Annotated in this window: 9 protein-coding genes; 7 read left to right on the forward strand and 2 right to left on the reverse strand. The window is 46.9% G+C overall.

Annotation, left to right across the window (positions count from 1 at the left end):
- Positions 1 to 15: 15 nt before the first annotated feature.
- Positions 16 to 498 (reverse strand): type IV pilin protein, encoded by a 483-nt coding sequence (locus BUB59_RS15740; protein WP_073225904.1) that lies wholly within the window; start codon positions 496 to 498, stop codon positions 16 to 18.
- A gap of 242 nt (positions 499 to 740) precedes the next feature.
- Here BUB59_RS15740 and BUB59_RS04115 point away from each other — a divergent pair, with 242 nt between their 5' ends.
- The 7 genes from BUB59_RS04115 (at position 741) to BUB59_RS04145 (ending at position 16,828) form a co-directional block, all read left to right on the forward strand.
- A complete protein-coding gene (locus tag BUB59_RS04115; RefSeq protein ID WP_083540160.1) occupies positions 741 to 1,259 on the forward strand; it encodes a pilus assembly FimT family protein in 519 nt (172 codons plus the stop codon).
- 17 nt (positions 1,260 to 1,276) lie between these two features.
- Positions 1,277 to 1,765 carry a type IV pilus modification PilV family protein gene (locus BUB59_RS04120; RefSeq protein ID WP_073226100.1) on the forward strand — a complete coding sequence of 163 codons (489 nt, stop codon included), beginning with the start codon at positions 1,277 to 1,279 and terminating at the stop codon, positions 1,763 to 1,765.
- Positions 1,762 to 3,048 carry a prepilin-type N-terminal cleavage/methylation domain-containing protein gene (locus BUB59_RS04125; protein ID WP_073225907.1) on the forward strand — a complete coding sequence of 429 codons (1,287 nt, stop codon included), beginning with the start codon at positions 1,762 to 1,764 and terminating at the stop codon, positions 3,046 to 3,048. The genes BUB59_RS04120 and BUB59_RS04125 overlap by 4 nt, the downstream gene beginning before the upstream one ends.
- Before the next feature lie 51 nt (positions 3,049 to 3,099).
- The gene (locus tag BUB59_RS04130; protein WP_143160214.1) at positions 3,100 to 11,169 is read left to right on the forward strand and encodes a hypothetical protein; all 8,070 of its coding nucleotides are present in this window, start codon (positions 3,100 to 3,102) and stop codon (positions 11,167 to 11,169) included.
- 217 nt (positions 11,170 to 11,386) lie between these two features.
- Positions 11,387 to 12,646 (forward strand): type IV pilin protein, encoded by a 1,260-nt coding sequence (locus BUB59_RS15745; protein ID WP_073225913.1) that lies wholly within the window; start codon positions 11,387 to 11,389, stop codon positions 12,644 to 12,646.
- Positions 12,647 to 13,201: 555 nt separating this feature from the next.
- Positions 13,202 to 14,995, forward strand: coding sequence for an ATP-dependent nuclease (locus tag BUB59_RS04140; protein WP_073225915.1), 1,794 nt, complete (start codon positions 13,202 to 13,204; stop codon positions 14,993 to 14,995).
- 99 nt (positions 14,996 to 15,094) lie between these two features.
- Positions 15,095 to 16,828 carry a LamG-like jellyroll fold domain-containing protein gene (locus tag BUB59_RS04145; RefSeq protein WP_083540163.1) on the forward strand — a complete coding sequence of 578 codons (1,734 nt, stop codon included), beginning with the start codon at positions 15,095 to 15,097 and terminating at the stop codon, positions 16,826 to 16,828.
- A 2-nt stretch (positions 16,829 to 16,830) separates the two neighbouring features.
- Here the strand turns inward: BUB59_RS04145 and BUB59_RS04150 are convergent, their stop codons facing one another.
- On the reverse strand, positions 16,831 to 18,438 hold the full coding sequence (locus BUB59_RS04150) for an NAD(P)H-hydrate dehydratase (protein WP_234979928.1): 1,608 nt from the start codon (positions 18,436 to 18,438) through the stop codon (positions 16,831 to 16,833).
- Positions 18,439 to 18,441: the final 3 nt, after the last annotated feature.

The raw sequence follows: 18,441 nt of genomic DNA on the forward strand, positions 1-18,441 counted from the left end.
AGCGTCCGCCGAAATTTATTTCTCCCACAGTCCCCAGCCTTTGGTGAGTTCTTCGCAGGAACCAGAAGTCACGTTTGACTTGAAATAGACTGAGGTTTTACTTTGGGCGATAATGGAGATAGTCCATTTATTGCCTGATTTGCAGTTGTCTAGTGCTATGGTGTTTTCGGCCTGCCAGCCAATAACGCCATCACCTGCCAGATCCTTGGCAAAATCACTTTGCTTTATGGAATGTTTGATGACTCCGCCATCATTGTAGTTGAAATGATCCCCACTGCGAGGAGCGCTGTAACCGATTCGTTTCCAGGTCCCGATTTTCTGCTTTTCTGTCAGATATGCTTTTTGCAGGGTAATGTAAGTCATGGCTGCGGGGGCTAGCTCCGCAGCCTTGGCCTTGGATGTCTGTCCAAAAAATTTGGGTACTGCAATGGCTGACAGAATCCCCATAATGGCAATCACAACCATCAATTCAACGAGTGTAAATCCATTTGTTTTCATGTTCTACCCGATTTTGGCATAAATAATACCTTTTTTACGAGACAATGCTCAAAGTATAATGTTGTTAATAAAAGTTTACGTTTGTGGGAAATTTTGCAAATATTTGTGATATATAGCCCATACACCCCTTAAAAGTAAACTGATGTTTACGAACTGAAGATTATTTATATATATTGGTGTCGTATACTGTATGGCGCTCCTCGGAGCGTTCCTTTTGCGTATGGAGTGAAAATTTGACACGCGTGCAGAAAAAAGGTTTTACTTTGGTGGAACTCATGGTAGTAGTCATTATCATGGGGATTCTCTCTGCTATGGGTGTAGCAGGGCTTCAGGGTGCTGTGGAAAATTCTCGAGTAGACGATGCCGCCAAGAACATAACCGCCTTCTTGGAACGAACCGCCACCGAAGCAAACAGATTGTCTACCACCCTGTGCTTGAAAGTGGGGACTAATGACAGAAGGCTGTTTGTTTATAAAGGCAGTGATTGTAGCAAACTTGCTGCAGGTTCTCCGTCCTTGTACTCTATGGAATTGGATACTCCTCTAAAGTTTGTGACGTCATGCCCCGATTTTACGGACGAAAAAAATTGGCTGACCGGAACAAATGGCGTATTTAAACCCAGGTTTGGGCTTTCTGCAGCTCCTGTAACTGGAGTTGTTTGCGCTCAGTATGGAAGTACGAAACATTATGCGGTCGCATTGAAGACTAACGAAGTCAATAATATACAGGCTTATTCCTGTGACGAAGGTGATTGCGACTAGCTGGGCAGGATGTGATTATGTGGAGAAAGTTACTTAACATTTTTGGTCATCAGAGTGCGCTTAGGAACCGTGGCTTCGGTATTGTGGAAGTCATGGTTTCCATTGTTGTATTAGGATTCTTGTATCTGGCCCTGCTTCATCTCCAAACTAGTAATGATGAGGCTGTTCTGCGTATGCGAGGTCGTGATGGTGCGGTACAGATTGCTCAGGAAATTATGGACTCCTTAAAAGCGGTAGGTAGTGCAGCAATCTCCTCAAGTCCAACCGCTGCAACGACTATTCAGCTTGGGGAAAAAACTAGGGAATGGAAGAGATCTCTAGGTGGTAAAGTCATTATGAAGTATTCCCCCAAAGTGATTGTTGAAAAAACAAATGACTACGTTGCAGAAAGCAAGTCGAATTATGAAACATACCAGAATGTCTATGCAAAACAGGTGACGGTTTCTGTTCAATGGACATTCAAAGGATCGACACAGTCCATCAACGTAGCAGGAGTTGTCCGATGAATAAGCGCGGTATGACATTGATGGAACTGATTGTGTACATGGCGATTGTGGGAATCGTCGTGGTGATTGCTGGTACTGCATTTACCAGTAGCACTAAGATGCGCATCAGAACTGAAAGCAAGCTTACGGCTCTTGCTGCTGCCGAAGAGGTGGCTGCAATTCTTAAGGAAGATGTTGCTCAGATGGGTGCAAAGAGTTCTATGGAATCCAGAACGATTACATCGGACTCCTTTTATGTATCTGAGGATGTTTTTATTGACCCTTCAAATTCGGATCGTTCTTCTTATGTGTTGAAGAAGAGCAGCGATGGTAAGGATTCTCTGTATTTCAGAAAGATTCGTTTTGATGACAACGGTTCCTATGCTGCAGTTGAAGAAATCTCCTGGTATATCGATGGTGACGAATTGGTTAGAAGCTGCCAAACTAGGAATAAAAAGACTGCTGCCGATGAAATGTGTCCCGAAAATAGTGCACTGGAAATGGTCATGGCTCAGGGGGTTGATAGTTTTAAAGTGGTTCCCGCTATTCCCAGCGTCTTGGAGGCGAATTCTAGTGCTGGCGTCTTATTCCCTAGCGGGTCCGATCAAAGTTTGTTTAGGCTTGTTCCTCGCTATGACGGTTCTACCTATTTCCGAACAACGATTGATCCGGAATCTGGTGGAAGTTCTGTAATGTTGAGCGGTTTCGTATCAAATTATGACTACGAAAATGAAACAGTCGAAAGTACAAAGAAAGTAAATGAAGTTTATGCAGCAGAAGTGGGGGGCACAGACGGCTCTTTTGGAGAGTTGTGTACGCAGATGACATTTGATGTTGGCATGACTTATCAAATCATTTTTGGAATATCCAAGACGTCCATTTATGATAAGTCACAAATGTTTATCCCTGGTAGGGACCATTTGGCGGTTGGCTTTAGAACGACTGCTGGGGCAAAAACTGTCATTAAGGATATGATGTTTTACCCGCCCATGTCTTCCGAAATGGATCTTGTGAAGCGAAAAATCAACTTTAATGTTTCCCAAAAGGTTGAAAAAGTTTGCCTAGTGTTTGACGTTGCCGCGTATTCACCGGCATTGTCTTCTGGTACGTTCAATATTTCCGGCTTGCAGGTGGTAAAAATTCCGGAAGGATTCTACACATTTGATGAAAGCCAAGTAAATAGCATTACTGCTGCTGATAAAAAGAATGTTAAGGCTTTTAGATTAGTTGTTTCCTTAAGAAAGAATGACGAAGAAGGTCGAGTTTCTGTTGATGTTGCCGTTCCCAGTAATGGCGCAGAATAAGGAGTGTTTATGCATTTCTACAGTAAAAAAGGTGTATCTCTTTTAACCGTTTTGATGTTTATGCTTGTTGCAACGATTGCTGCAACGGCTACATACAAGTGGTTGTCCTCTGCGGATCGTTCCTCTGCAGGTCGTTTGCATATGCGTCAGGCGGAGTTTGCTGCCGATGCAGGTATTGCTTCTGCTAGAAACTGGATGACCTATCATGGTAGCGAAACTGGCGCCTTGATTCGTCAGTTCTTAAAAGATTCCCAAAAACGTCCCATATCTCTGGATCCCATGCTGAATCCGCTAGATAAAGATAATCAGCAGTTTAAGGTTTGGTTTGTGGGTGCCGATGTTGAAACCAATCCCTACACGGTAAAGATTCTTTCTGAAGGAACATCTTCTGATGGCTCCACCTTTAAGAAAGTTTCCATTTTGAATGTGAACGGCTTGTATCGCGCGAAAGTGCCGAAAATGCCGAAAATGTCTAACTACGAAGAAGCCGTCTTTGCTGGTGCAACGGATGGTATTAGCCTGGATGTGAGCTCGGGCGTTATTAACGGAAGCGCCACATTTAATACCGCGGTAGATGTTGATAAAAGATTGATTGTGGCCGGTAACTTGAATGTGAACAGCAGTACTAGGGTTAATGACTTGTTTGTCTATGGAGACTTGTTTACCTGTACGAATTTTGAAGTGACCAATGATACCTATGTTAAGGGCAAGATTTATTTTAACGGCCTCCATACTTATGGTGGTGATATTTATGCTGAAAATGGTGTAGACATGTCTGGTACAGGAGCTCCTGCTGGTGCTCAGTGTAATACTGGCTCAGGTGGAGGCATTACTGTTGCTGGTAACATGACTTCTAATGGCGACGTGATTACTCCTCGCCACAATGCTGGTACCAAGTACACCATAAATGGCAACCTGGTTATCAATAAAGGGGGAGTTCTTAATTTCCCGGATATCGCTACCTATAGCGGAGTTATGGGGGCTCAGCCTTATGAAGTGAAATTCCTGGGTAACGTGTATCTGTCGGGTGGTATCAACAACGATGGTTTCCACTTGAGATATAAAGATGCTCCTAATTTTGTTTTAGGTTCTACAGGCAAATATGTTTATTCGGGTACGAAGATTTTTCGAGTTTCCAGCTCTGAAGGAAAGGTAGATGCAACGACTGACTATGTATCCTATTGGGATGCAAATGACGTGAAAACAATTACAGGTCATACGCTTACCTACAAATCTAAGGGTGGCAACACTGTAACTGGTGGTGAGGCTCTTGCCTCTAATACGTTCTGTAACAAGTCTAATTGTGCCCCTACTGATAATAATGGTGCTAATTTTTGGAAGAACAGTACTTTTTACAGTTGTAGCGGAACTGAAACGGTTAGTGGCACAAATGTGGGCACGAACTGTAATGTTGCTCGAAATGAAGTTTTCTTCCAGGTGAACGGAAACTATGTGGCCTCCATTGATACTAATGGTTGGGGTGCAAACAGTATGAGTGACCTTCAGGAATCCATTGATGAAAGTTCCAGCGGCAATTGCGTTGGCCCCCATGTTGCTGAAGCACTGCAGTTTAATGAAAATCTGCTGACCAATGCCAAAATGCATTCTGCAGAGAAGAAGGGCGCTTGTGCAGGTGGGGATTTTGAACCTCAATACTCCGCAAGTTTTTGGGAAACAGGTAACTCTATAGATAGATGGTCCCTGCTGGAAAAATGTTATGACGAAGCAAAAAAAGCGGGTGAACTTTATAATGACGAATGGCTTTTGATAAAATTTGATGGTAGCGATTACCAGTTCCAGAATACTGGTTCCGGAGTTACTTTAAGAAAGAAGTACATTATTGTTTTTGAAAATGCAGGTACTTTCAATCTTCCTCCGACCAGTTCCGACGCTAGCGTGATGATGTACTGGAAGAAGGGTGGGGTTATTCAGATGACCGCCAATTCTGCATTTAGAAATTATTTCATCTATAGCCTTGGGGATGTTGAATATAATGGCGGTACCGGTAAGGGCATTACAGGCTCCCTTTATCTTGCAGATTGTCATAAGGTTAAAGCTGTTAATACCATTGTTTCGGATTTTAATTCTACACTGGCTTCTGCTCTTTCCGAAGCCTCGGTCCTTTGTGAGTATGATGGCACAAAGAAGTGTACAAAGAGCTCTAGTGGTAGTGGGTCATCGGGTCCTGCAGATACGTTTACGGATGCTGATTTTGATTCTTACATTATCTCTGTGGCTCCGCAGTTACTGCTAACTACGAAGTCTGAATATAAAAGCCGTGAAGGGGAATTTAACGTAAACAATACGTCTACGATAAATCCTTCTATTCTGATTATGCCTCGCGTTCTTTATTTGCCTCGACTTCCTTCGGGAAGACTGTCGGATTACTATGACGTCTTGAATTTAAATGGTGCAACAGAAACAAAGATTGCAAGCAATGTTTCTTGTACTCCGGATGGACTTCCTACAGTTGATAAGTTTGCGGATACTTTAAGCAAGGGTGTTTATACTTGTACTTACTCAAGTTCTACCTATGGCGATGCGACATTCTATGCGCTGGTAGATGGAAATACCGAAGATGTGAAACTGAATTTCGAAAAGGATTTCTACGAGGTTTCTTCTGAGGTTACGGAAGTTGACGTGAAACTTGACATTCCCGGTATATCTAATGCTCAGGAAGTTGCCATTGATATTTATATGTCTGCGCCTCCTTCTGGATGGACTGTAACCGGATTGACTCCTATTTCTACAAATAGTGATGGCTCTGCCGTTTATACCTTGAAAGTAACTCCTTCTGATACAAAGCGCAAAGACGTTCTCTTCCATGTGACGAAATCTGGGGATATGCCTGGCTCCTTGTACTTCCAGCTTATTCCTCCCTATAGCGGTTGTAAGCCGGGTGCAGTCAGTATTACCCGTGTGGCCACCTCAGGATCCGTTAATGTTATTCGCCAGGATATTAGCGAATACTGTAATAAGTATTATGCCAACTGCCAGAGTGATGAAGGCTTTGGTAACAAGTATTATTCTGCTATTAATGCTCCCAATTGCGACGAATTCCTGACTAAGGACGGTGTCACTGATGTGTGGGCATATGCTAAGGGTACGAATTGTACTGCCGATGCAACGGATCCCAATACATATTGGATTTGCAGTATGTATTCTTCTGTTACATTGAAGGAGAAAACGGGTAAGAGTGCACTTGTTGACAAATACTGTGAAGTATTTATTCCTCAATTGGACAATCAGTTTGATCCTACTCAGGATAATGAAACGGGTTACGTGTATGGTTCCATTGTTCGTAAGACGAAGGCTTTGACGGTTACTCTTTCCAACACAGATAATTCAGGGACGGGTATTTTGCTTAAAATGAATGCTAGTGGTGGAGATGAACCTGACCCTGATGCAGAGGTAAAGGAATGCCGTGGCAGCGGTAGCGTCTGCCAGTTCTTGGTGTACCCGGGTTATAAGTATTTCCTTATTCCAGAGGCAAAAGGCACGGATAATTTCTCCTACTTTAAGTGTACTGGTAAGGACTGTACCGAAGAAAATGCTGTAAATGTGGGTAGGTATCCCATCCTTATTTCAGATAATAACTCTTTCTATGTTGCATTTAATGATAAGGATACCCATTGCTTCTACGAAGACTTTACACCGACTGAGGGCAAGGAAGATTTCACCTCCTTCTGCGGTAATGGAGCTACTAGATGTATCGATACTTGTGCGGTTTCACAGGCAAGTGGTTCTTCTTGTGTGGTTACAAAGGGAAAACAGGCTGAATCGGGTAACGAAACCGCGGACTGGGTGATGGTTTATAATAACCGTCCTGCAACTTGTGCAAATTGGGTGAAAACGGATGAATGTTTGGAGTATTATACGGTTTGGCCTCTTGAAAATACATGCAAACGTAAAAAGGAGTATTGCGCTTCTTCCAGCAAGGTGAATGGATCTACTCAGTTGGCTCCGCAAATTTCGAATAACTATTTGCATGCCAATACTGCTGCTTACGAGAATCCCGCCGTGTCAAATTCCACTCAGGCCGTTGTCTTGAGTACGAGAGATGCAGGTTTCAATGGTACCATGACCTCGTACTTTACAACGGATGCTAATCCCCGTCACAATTCTGGCTTTATCTTCCGTTCAAATGATGATGCTTCTGAGTATTATCAATTGAGCATCTATGGTAATGCTTCCTTATTGGGAACGATTGGTCGCGTGTCTAATTTGCTTTATGCAGAACTTTGCCTAGTACATGGTCAGGGTACTCGAGATAATACCAAGGATATTTGCGTTGAAAAACAGTTGGAAACGTCGTCCTATTCTATTGGTAGTTCCATTATTATCTCCGAGAATACTTCCATGACCTTGATTCTTAAGGTGAAGGGAGCAAAGGTGGATGTGAACCTTGGCTTGGATCGCGTATTCTTGAAGGATGGGGAAAGAGGAATTTCCTTTGACCTTGCAAATGAATTTGGTGGGAAGACTTTGGCGGATGACCTTCATAATCGAGTTGGTATGAAAATGTATAACAGCTCTTTCCGAGTGTTTGACATCTCCTGGATGAGTGATACTTACTCGGGAATGTGCTATGCTGCACCTAAGCTGTTATGTTCCTTTAAGGCCAATTACCTTGGTGGTAATGTCCCCGCTAATTCTGATGTTACACCTTGGGTCGCCTATTCTTCCTTTGTTGAAAGTGATTCAAAGTATGAAGGTTGCGATTTGAAGTACTACTACAATGGCTGCGACCTTGCTCAAAATTACACTTCCTTTACTTGGAACGACTGGAGCGGCTGGTACCAATATTTCGCTTGTGGTTATTATTCTAATGACGGCTCTTATTGGGATGTGGGTTCTACGTTGAAGGATAAATACTATAACTTTACGGAAGAAGGCCCTCATGGGTTTGCTTTTACTCCGGTTGCAACGAACTACAATCCCAATCCCTTCCCTGGAATTAAGAAAGATGCCAAGGTGAAGATGGAATGTCCTAGCGGTACTACTCCGCCTAGTTCCATGTTGGATACTAAAACTTGCGGAGAGTTCCTGGTAGGTGAGCTGAAATTCTGCTCTGAAAATTATGACTTCCGTAAGAATGCATCTGGAGCTATGTATTGCGAGGCGAATGAAGATTGCAACATCCTGGTGACGGGTGCTGGACTTGCTGATGGTGAAACCTCCGTGAATTTGAGAGATGCCTTTGTTTCTCTGGAGTTCAATAATTCAAGTGCCGCAGATATTTCTGTATCTTTAGTGGATAACTCCGGAAGGACCAGTAGCATCCGTAATACGGACGGATCTTCAATTACCATTACTGTTGAAGATGTGGCAAATACGGATTTGTTCGATCCTCAGACTATTACGGCTATTCGCGTAAGGGGTACGCAGGGCTTCTATGTCACTAGCGCTATTAGCAGCTGTCCCTATGCATTGGGTGTAACCGGTTGTACAGTTACCTACAATGGTTCCTCTTGGAGTGTATCTGTATCTGCCGCTAATGCCACTAGTTGCGACATTACGCCTTCCGATGGTTTGGATCATTTGGGGACTTCTGCAAAGAAGACCGATGTGGTTTGCAGTGAAGAAGGTAACTCGTATACATTCGAAGATGGTTCGCTCTTTGAAAATGTTAGTGAAGAAGGCAAGTTCTATTTTGAAGTTGTTGCCAAGGATGGAGAAAAGACTTCTGATCCTCGACGTTGTGCTTCCGAAGTAATTCAACCTTTAACAGTGAGCTGCAAGGCTTTGACTCAAAACACAGTGGAGCCGGGAATGGGAGTTCCATCCTTCGGCTTTACGCTTGGTAATTGCGGACAGTTGTCTTCTGGAAAATGCCCTTATGAGGTTTCTTTGGATGGAGTGGCTGCTAGTGGATCCGCTGCAAATGACGCGTCGGCTACACGAGCTACAGCCCCCTTTGATGGATTGAATACTCCTGGCAGCAAGTATGAAGCTGGTAGTACTCATACATGGACTGTCACTACGTTGGGCGGTGGATCTTGCTCTCAAACGTTTACGGTAGAGTCCAATGATGCTCACGCATCTGCAGTTTGTTCTCTTGCAGATGATAAAAAGAGTTTTTCTGCTCAGGTAACTCCGGATAACCATACTTGGTCTGCTTATGTAAAAGTTCTTGATGCTCAGGGTGGCACTTATATGAATGAAGTAGGTCGCGTTAATAAGCAACCTGCTTCTGAATCCTCCTTCCGTGCGGATTGGACGGATGCGTTGCCTTCTGGTTATACTGTTGCTTTTGTCCTCAATGGAGAAACTCAGAGCAACTGTACCTTTACGGTTGGTTCTTCTACTACAACTGAACCTGAAAAGACTCCTGATTTAGATAATCCGACTGAACAGACTCCTTCTTCGGGAACCATTTGTATGGTTGCAAATTTGAATTCTAATACCCATGCGAGGGTTGATGACGATATTCCGTATGGATCCTATACATTGAAACACAATTGTGGTGAAAATGCGAACTGGTGGATTTATTGTACCAAGGGCAAGACTATGACTGTTAACGGAACAGAAATAGAATGTACTGGTTCAAAGGAAGAAGGTGCTAATACAAATAAGTTGCAGGATCGTTATTCGGGATTTAAGTCTCCCAAAACTGGATCCACGTTTACTGTTCCTGCTGGGGTAATCATATATAGTATGAGTTGCGATAAGGTGAGCGGAATTGGTCCTGCTGCTGGTGGTGCTGCTCCGGAAGGTTGTACGGATAGTGGCTTGCTAACGGGTTCTGGTTCTACCACTCCTACTACGCCTTCTACGTACAATACCACTTGTAACTTTGCCAATAGTTCCCATAACTGGGGTGATGGCGGTCAGTTCAAGTTTAAGACTACTTGTAAGGGCTGTGCATACACCATTAAGTCTCCCTCTGGAGAAACGAAGGCTAGTGGAACTACTCAGAATTCTGCTGATCAGGAAAATCAAGTGTACGTATCAACAATGATCGAAAAGGGTAAGTATAGTGTCTTCTTAGAAGGGGAAACTGCTGCAGCCTGTTCTGCAGATCCGAACTTCCCGGAAATGACGGTGACTTACTGTACACCGGAAAAGACCACTCTTGCTCCGGGAGCAACTACAAAGTTCAAGGCGAACATTACGAATTGTAACAGTAATGCTTGTACATGGTATTTGAAGAAGAATGGCTCCACCATCGCTCATAATAGCTATGGTAATTATATTGAACCCCAGATTACGGGGCCTGGAACCTACTCACTCCATCTTCTTGATGAGGGGGCGGATGCCGTATGCTCTGTGGATGTTTTGGAAACATCTCCTGCAGAAACCTGTAAGATGGACAATAGTTCTAGATCTTATGGAGAAAAGTCCAAGTTCCAGGTGGAACACATGAGTGTTGCTAGCGGTACTTCTTGGGAATTGTTTGATCCTAATGGAAACAGCCTTCAAAGTGGTTCATTTAACAATAATTACAATTATAGTTGGTTTGAAACGGGTGAATTCTTTGCAAAGGTGAGTGGATCTTACAAGCTTGAAGTGGATGGTAAGGAGGCCTGCACTGCGAACCTTACTGTTGCTCAGCCTTCTGTTTCTAACTGCTCACTGGAAAGTTCTACGCTTACTGTGGGATCCAATACCAAGTTTAAGTTCAACTTGAATAACTGTAAGAATAATCAGTGTTCTTATGAACTCAAATTGGGTGATGATGTTGCTACAGCCAAGGAAAATGAATCTGATGGTTATAAGGAAGTTCAAGTTACTGCTGTCCAAAGCGGTACTTACAAGCTGTGGTTAAATGGTGTGGAAACAAGCTGTTCTGCCAATATCACAGTGACTGGAGAGTATGCTGATCCTGGTACGTATGATTATTGCATCAATGAAAACAATTCCAATAAGACGGTTGAAGGTAAATTCAAAGATGGAGAATTTACGTTCAATTTCTGCAAGTCTTGTGCAAAAATCCAGGTGCATGCGAATACTACAGGTGGTTCATTTGAACATTATTATAAGGTTTCCAATATAGATGGATTTGACGACCTTACTTGTGGTTATCATGAACGTTCTTTTAGTACGCTTAGTACTTCTGTTAAGTTGAAGGTTGGTAAAAATTGCCTTGTGACAAAGGTTTATGTTTGGGATTGTAAGTAATCATCTCCTTCAATAAACAAGAACTTCAAAGGCCCCCGCAAGGGGGCCTTTTCCTTTTCATACTGGCTTATTTCCGCTTGCTGAGTAATTTGTTTTGGATTCCAAGTTGGAACTTTGTAATAAGAAAAAATATGTAACGTAAGTAAAATGTGATATTACATTTAGAATATAACGGAAATATTACAGACGTTTTTTTATTTGAGCTTTGGGGGTTCTTATGAGAAAGCAAGGGTTTACAATCGTGGAGCTGATGGTGGTGGTGATCATCATGGGCATCCTGGCATCCGTGGTGGTGCCGAAGGTGGCGGGGGCTGTGGTTAAGGCCAAGGCTAGCGAGATTTCGCCGGCGGCTTCGACTTATACTAAGCTGCAGTCCGCATACCTGTACGAACACAAGTCTTTTGGTACCTGGAAGAAGATTGGTTACCAGTCTCCGGGTGGCAAGAAGGGTAGGACGGACGTCTTTAAGTACTCCAAAGGCGACGTCACCACCTCCATCAAGGGTAGGAACTTGAGTTCTGCCCTGGGTGGGGAGGGTCAAGTGGCCTGGCAGGCCGAAAATCGCGTGGGTCTGGGCAATTGCCATGTGGGGAACCAGTGGCAGATCCGAGTAGTGGCTTTGAACGCTACTGAGATTGAATTCCGCCCGGAAATCGTGCAATCACAGACTTCAGCAGGTTGTGTGTCGCTGGCAAAGGACTGGGGCAACTTCAACTTGCAGGCTTCTATGATTACGGCGCCCAACAACTATGCCGGCCACACTCCTTCTTCCAGCGCTGCGGGTAATCCTGCTGGTACCTTGAATCCGGAAACTCCGGATGACGAAATCGTCGTGGCGGGAGGACCTACCGGCGGCTCGGGCTCTGGCCTTGATCCTGAGGAAAAGTCTTCTTCTTCTGTTGTGTCTTCCTCCTCTGCTGAATCTAGTAGTTCCAATAAGAAGTTCTATGACGAGGAAGAGGGCTTTGAGGATGAAGACGACGGCAGCTGCGGCGTGATGTACACGAAGGCTGGAAATCGCTGCCCGCCCAGCTGGTGTAAACTGAACGGTAACGTGGCCAAGAATCACGGCGGCTGGAGCAATGCCGGCCATAAGTGGAATGAATGTTACGTTGCTCGTCAGGACTTGATTCAGGAAGCCGCCAACCAGGGCCTGGTTTCCTGCAACAAGAACGGCAATGTGTGCAAGGTGGCTAAGACTGCTAAGGGGACGACCATTACCATCAAGGGAAATAAGATCAGCACCGCTGCAGAAGAAGCCTCTGACGATGACGAAGTTACGTCCAGTTCCTCCACGGTCGTATCTAGTTCCTCTACTCTGGTGTATTCCGGCAAGGGCCGTGCAAATGCCGAGAAGGCTCTGGGCGACAAGGTCATGTGCGCTGATAGCAAGAACGACAATGCCTGCCAAAGCTGGCGCCTGGCAAGTGAATGTCCCATGCCGAATAAGGACTATACTGCATGTACTAGCTGGTAGTTTCTTCAAAATTCCCCCCCCCAAACAAGGGTCGCGTGGTTAATCCTCGCGGCCTTTTGTGTTGTAACGGCGTTTTTTCCTTATTTTGCCTTGCCGTAGGCCTTGTTTATGAAATTTGGAGTGCGTTTTTGGGCGATTTTTGAAAATCCTAGTGTGAATTATGATTTTTGAGGGAATTTGCACTAGTCATTTTGCGGGAGCGGCGATTTTGGGGTGGTTGCGCTAGTGCGAATTTGACATTTTCCCGGTTTTAACACTAGTCTGCTATTTTGTGGCGTTGATTTGCTAGTGCGAATTTCTTTAATTACCCGTTTTGATACTAGCCTAATGTTAGTTTGTTTGTGATTTTGGCGAAAACCCTAGTGCAAATGTTGTGTTTTTTGCAGATTTGCACTAGCATTTGGGCGAATTGCCTTCCCGGCGGCCCGAATCTTGCTTGCGGCGACCCGATTTGCGGTCAAACGGCGCTCTCCCGACGTGGTGGGGTATTCCAGCTTGTAGTAAAAATCACTGGCGGATGGTGCCCCGACGGGCTTTTTTATATACATTCCAAGTATGCAGCCACAAGCTTTAAGACTTTCTGAGATTACGATTTCGAATTTGAGATCTATTCAGCGGCAACGTTTCCCGCTGAGTAGTTTTACGGCGTTGATTGGCTATAATAATGCGGGTAAGACCAACATCCTGATGGGGATTCGTTGGCTCTTGGCTCATTTTTCTCTGGATATTTCGTATTTCGATGACCCGAACCGCCCGGTAGAGGTGGAGGGTGTATTTGATGGTATTTCGGATCAGGTCCTGGCGCGACTGGGCGAAGAATCTGCGCTGGAGATTAACCCGTTCCTGGTAAATGCGGGGCCTAATGTGGGCCAGCTGAGAGTGAAAAAGGTGCAGCGCATCCCGGGGGAGAACCCTGACTGCATGGAATTTTTTGCTTTCGTGCCCAGCAACAAGCGGAATGGCGCCAACCGGAAGGAATGGGTCCGAGTGAGCGATGGCTTTATGGCGGCCTTTAGCCGCATGTTCCCGGAATCCATTGCCATATGGGATTTCGAGGGGAACCAGGCCTTCGTTAAGCTGCTGCACGAGATTTTCAAACCGCTGGAACGGCGCTTTGGCGGTGAAATCACCATGTTGCTGGCAAAGTTCAGCGACCTGCTTTCGCCGGATAGTGAAAACCGGGCGGAAGAGATTTCTTCCTTCGACAAGGACGTGAACGAGAAGTTGCGCCCGCTGTTCCCCAGCGTGAAGGTGGAGCTGGATATTCCTGTGCCCACCATGGAAACGTTCCTGAAGAAGGCCAACCTGAAGGTCATCGACGAAGATGATGGCTTCGAGCGTGATATTAACCGCATGGGGGCGGGCTCCCAGCGCGCTATCCAGATGGCCTTGATCCGCTATCTGGCGGACATCAAGAAGCATCATAACAATCACTACCTGAGCCGCACCATGCTGCTCATCGACTCGCCGGAGCTGTACTTGCACCCGCAGGCAGTGGAACTGGTGCGCGTCGCCCTGAAGAACTTGTCCAACGAGGGCTATCAAGTGGTGTTCGCCACCCACAGCGCCCAGATGGTCACTAGCGAAGACGTGAGCACGTCCCTCCTGATTCGAAAGAACAAGGAGCGCGGTACCTTCATGCGGAAGAGGATGGAAGACGCAGTCCACCAGGTGGTTCAGGATGCTCCCAGCCAGCTTCAGATGTTGTTCAGCCTGAGCAACAGTAACGAATTTTTGTTCGCTGACTATGTGCTCCTGACGGAAGGGAAGACGGAACTTCGTGTTCTGCCTGCCTTGTTTGAGCGCATCACGGGGCAGAGCTTCGCTCTCATCAAGTGTGCCTTGGTTCGCCAGGGAGGGGTCAGCAATACCCGCAAGAGTATGCAAGTCCTAGGGGCTATGGATATGCCTGTCCGGGCCATCGTGGACTTGGATTACGCATTTACAACTGCTACTCACGACGGGTTCCTGGATTACAACGATCCGGATATCCGCTACTGCCAGAATCTGTTTAGGGAGTTGGCTTTCCAGCATCATCTGCGGTTGGTCAATGGACTTCCCGTGAGCAAGCATAGCAATACTACTGCCGCACAGGCTTACGCCATGATGGCCGCCATGCCAGAAGCGGAACGTCCTATCCGCAGCATTCACGCCAAGCTCCGCAGCCAGGGTATCTGGGTGTGGACCAAGGGTGCCATCGAGGAACATCTGGGTCTTGAATCCAAGAGTGAGGCCGCCTGGAGCAAGTTCATTGAACGTAGCAGGTCGGCAAATTTCACCAAGACTTTGCCGGATTACAACAGTATCGAGGAATTGTGCCGCTGGATTATTGAAGGGGCGCATGGCTAATGTCAATGTAGTCTGCTTTCGGGGCGTTGTCTGTGGGCAACGGATTGTAAATTAATCGTTGTCTGGACTCCAGGCAACGATGTTATATTTATATTGGTGATGATGAGATTGGATAAAGCAAAGCAACGTTTTGCGACTTTTGGAGTTGCGCTGGCTGGAATTCTAGCTGGTTCTGCCTTTATGGGCTGCTCCGATAGTAACGTTGCGGGTAATAGTGCAGAAACGGGCTCTCCGGAGTTGGCTGGCGTGCTTTATCTGGATGGGGGTAAACCTGCGGCTCTTGCCCGGGTGCAATGCGTTCCCTCTCATTTTGATGTTCTTCACGATACATTGCCGGGATTTTTCCAGACGGTGGCAGATGATTCTGGCGCCTACGTGCTGGATTCTGTCCCCACGGGTACGTACTCTCTGGAGGCTTTTGACCCTGAATCGGGCAAGATGCTGTTGGTGCAGCATATTGAGGTTCCCGATAGTGGGCGGGTAGCTATTAGCGATACCTTGCAGTCTTCCGGCTATTTTGCCTTGACTTTGGAAGACGAATCTTTGGACGGTGTCGAAGGTTCCGCCCTGGTGGTGGGCACTACCATCCTGCGCCATATTAAGGTGGTGGACGGTGTGATTTTGGTGGATTCCCTGCCTGCGGATTCCATGGACATTGTGCTGCAACTGAACGATGGGGCGGGTGAATTCCACTTTGGCGTGAATGTTCCTGCTGCTGATACGGTGGAAATTGTGCTGGAGCCCGATACTGTGGCGGCCCCCGTAGATACTATCATCAAGCGTTACGTGGCATCTCTGGCTTGGCCTGTGGAGGTGGATTCTTCTGTGGATACTTACTCCAGCGATATCCCTCTGGCTATTCGACTGGATAGTTCCAATTGTGACTTTGCTGAACTGGACAGCCTGACGGGACGCTGGGAAGCTTATCGCTTTACTAAGAGCGGGTCTCGCAGTGCGTCTCTGCCTATTTCCTTAAGTTATTTCGATACGGAATCCCAACAGGCTTTGTTCTGGGTTCGCGTAGATTCCTTGAACGTTTCTGACTCTCTGGAACTGGTTTTCAATACTAGCCGACAGCCAGTTTATGCGCTGGATGTGTTCCCCACAAGCCGCGCCTATACGGCGGTGTACCACTTTGACGATGGGGTGGAAACCATATCTGACGAAGCGGAAAAGCAGGGTTACGTAGCTACCGGCCATGGCTTGAAATCGGTGGATGGAGTGCTGGGTAATGCCGCTTCCTTCGATGGTAGCAGCTACATGGTGGTGGATAGTTCCGCTGCCTGCGATACTATCCGCAAGACTCATCTGAACTACGCTTTTAAGGATAATTTCAATTTGTCTCTCTGGGTGAAATTGGATCGGGTGGATACCATCCAGACGATTGTTGCCAAGGGACAGAGTCAGTATGATTTACGCTTCTCTCCGGATTCTGGCATTGTGGCTCAGTTCTACCATAAGGCGGAAGACTATAAGGACTCTACCAGCGATACTACCAGCTACCGTATGGTAATCGCTGCGGGTGCAAGTCTGGTGAAGGCTGGCCAATGGATGTTCGTATCTGTCAATGGCTACTGGAATTACAAGATGTTTATTGATGGTGTAGTTCAGGATGCCAAGGCCGCCAAGGTGGATTGGCCCGAGGGAAACCGCAGCGAAGGTGCTGACCTTGAGGTGGGCCGCATGAATGCCAAGACGGGCGATGTGGAATATTTCAAGGGGGCTGTGGATGAGCTGTTCATCTCAAGAAGCGTCCGCAACGATGCCTGGATTTCTGCATCCTACTACAATCAAAAGCCTGGTAGCGTCTGGCCCAAGATCGTCGCGAAGTAGACTTACCCGAAGGCTTTGCCTAGATTTTTAATGACATCGCTGGGGAGCATGGCGTATGCGCCCATCTGTTCGCGGGTAATGCGACCTGCTTTCTGATGGATCAGAGCGCCTAATACAGCTGCTTCGGGAGCGGGAACGCCTTGTGCCAGCAGGGCTACAATAATGCCTGTCAGGACATCGCCGGAACCGCCCTTTGCAAGACCAGAATTGCGGGCGGGCACCACAAATACGCGGCCATCTGGCGTAGCGATGTACGTGGGGGAGCCTTTCAGCAGGATTACAAGGCCAAATTGTGCGGCCACCTGCTTTAAGTATTCCGGATAGTAGTTTTCACTAGAGGGTAGCGGCCCGAAGTTACGTTCCCATTCACGTTTGTGTGGGGTGATAATCACTTCCTTGTGGGAACTATCCATACAGAAGAAGGAGGAGCCGCAGGCGTTGATGGCGTCTGCGTCAATGACCACAGGGAGATTAAGGCCCGAGAGGAAAATGCGGACGGCGTCCTGAGTCTCGGGATCTGTGCCAAGGCCTGGCCCGATGGCCACTGCGTGCTGGTGGCGGGCCACATCCTGCAGCTGCATGATGTGTGTCATGGACAGGTTGCAACTGTCGGAGGTTCCAAGCCCGCAAAAGACGGGTTCGGAAAGCTTTGTCTGCAGTACCGGCAGGATGGCCTTGGGCGTTGCCAGCGTGACTAAGCCTGCGCCGCTCCGGAGGGTGGATTCCGTACACAGCGCGGCGGCGCCTGTCATATTGGAAGAGCCCGCGATAATCAACGCACAACCCTGAGAACGCTTTTCGCCTGCTTCATTACGGCTGGGCAGAAGCTGTTCAATCAAGCTTTCTTCTGCAAGGTACAGACCCTGATCGTAGCGGCGGATTAAGTCTTCCTGATAGCTGAGCGGCGCAATAGTGACGTCGCCGAAACAGCGTGAACCTTCCTGAGTGTAGGGGTCCAGACGGGGGAGGCCAAACAGCATTGTTTCTTTTGCTTTAATGCTGATCTCGCCCGTGTGGTGGTAAGAGGAATCGTATCCGGTGGGTGCGTCTGCGGCAAGGACCGGAATGTTCCAGCCGTTGATGGTCTGGACGACTTGAGCGAAAGCCGGACGGAGTTCGCCGGAGGCGCCGTTACCCAGCATGCAGTCAACCACCAGTTTAAAGGTGGGGACAGCGGGAAGGCCGCCAGCTACACTGACCAGCGAGCCGCCGTTAGCCACCAGATCGTCATAGGCGAGCTTTGCCTCGTTCTTGAAAGTCTCTGCTTTTGCCAGGGAGTATACAACACAATGGACGCCGTTTTCCAGCAGCAACTTGGCCAGGACTAGACCGTCGCCGCCGTTGTTGCCCCCACCTACGAAGATGGCGACCGATGTTCCGTAAGTCTCTTGTGGCAACATCTGGCGGACTCTCTTATAAAGAGCGTCCCCTGCCTGAAGCATTAAGGCATATCCCGCGTCTACGGGAGAGTTGCCCGGAGCGAAATCGCCTGCTCCGAACCCGTTGTTTCTGCTGTTGAAAGTCTTTGTGTCATTGTCCAGGGCGCGCATTCCTTCGGTAGAAAGGATGGGCCTGCAATTGTCCAAGGCGGACTGCCTAAAAACTCCCATGGT

The organism is Fibrobacter sp. UWEL, from assembly GCF_900142535.1.
GTDB lineage: Bacteria > Fibrobacterota > Fibrobacteria > Fibrobacterales > Fibrobacteraceae > Fibrobacter.

Excerpts from the sequence above, each read along its gene's own strand:
- BUB59_RS15740 (WP_073225904.1), bottom strand. The coding sequence starts at position 498 with ATGAAAACAAATGGATTTACACTCGTTGAATTGATGGTTGTGATTGCC.
- BUB59_RS04120 (WP_073226100.1), top strand. The coding sequence starts at position 1,277 with ATGTGGAGAAAGTTACTTAACATTTTTGGTCATCAGAGTGCGCTTAGG.
- BUB59_RS04125 (WP_073225907.1), top strand. The coding sequence starts at position 1,762 with ATGAATAAGCGCGGTATGACATTGATGGAACTGATTGTGTACATGGCG.
- BUB59_RS15745 (WP_073225913.1), top strand. The coding sequence starts at position 11,387 with ATGAGAAAGCAAGGGTTTACAATCGTGGAGCTGATGGTGGTGGTGATC.
- BUB59_RS04140 (WP_073225915.1), top strand. The coding sequence starts at position 13,202 with ATGCAGCCACAAGCTTTAAGACTTTCTGAGATTACGATTTCGAATTTG.
- BUB59_RS04145 (WP_083540163.1), top strand. The coding sequence starts at position 15,095 with ATGATGAGATTGGATAAAGCAAAGCAACGTTTTGCGACTTTTGGAGTT.
- BUB59_RS04150 (WP_234979928.1), bottom strand. The coding sequence starts at position 18,438 with ATGGGAGTTTTTAGGCAGTCCGCCTTGGACAATTGCAGGCCCATCCTT.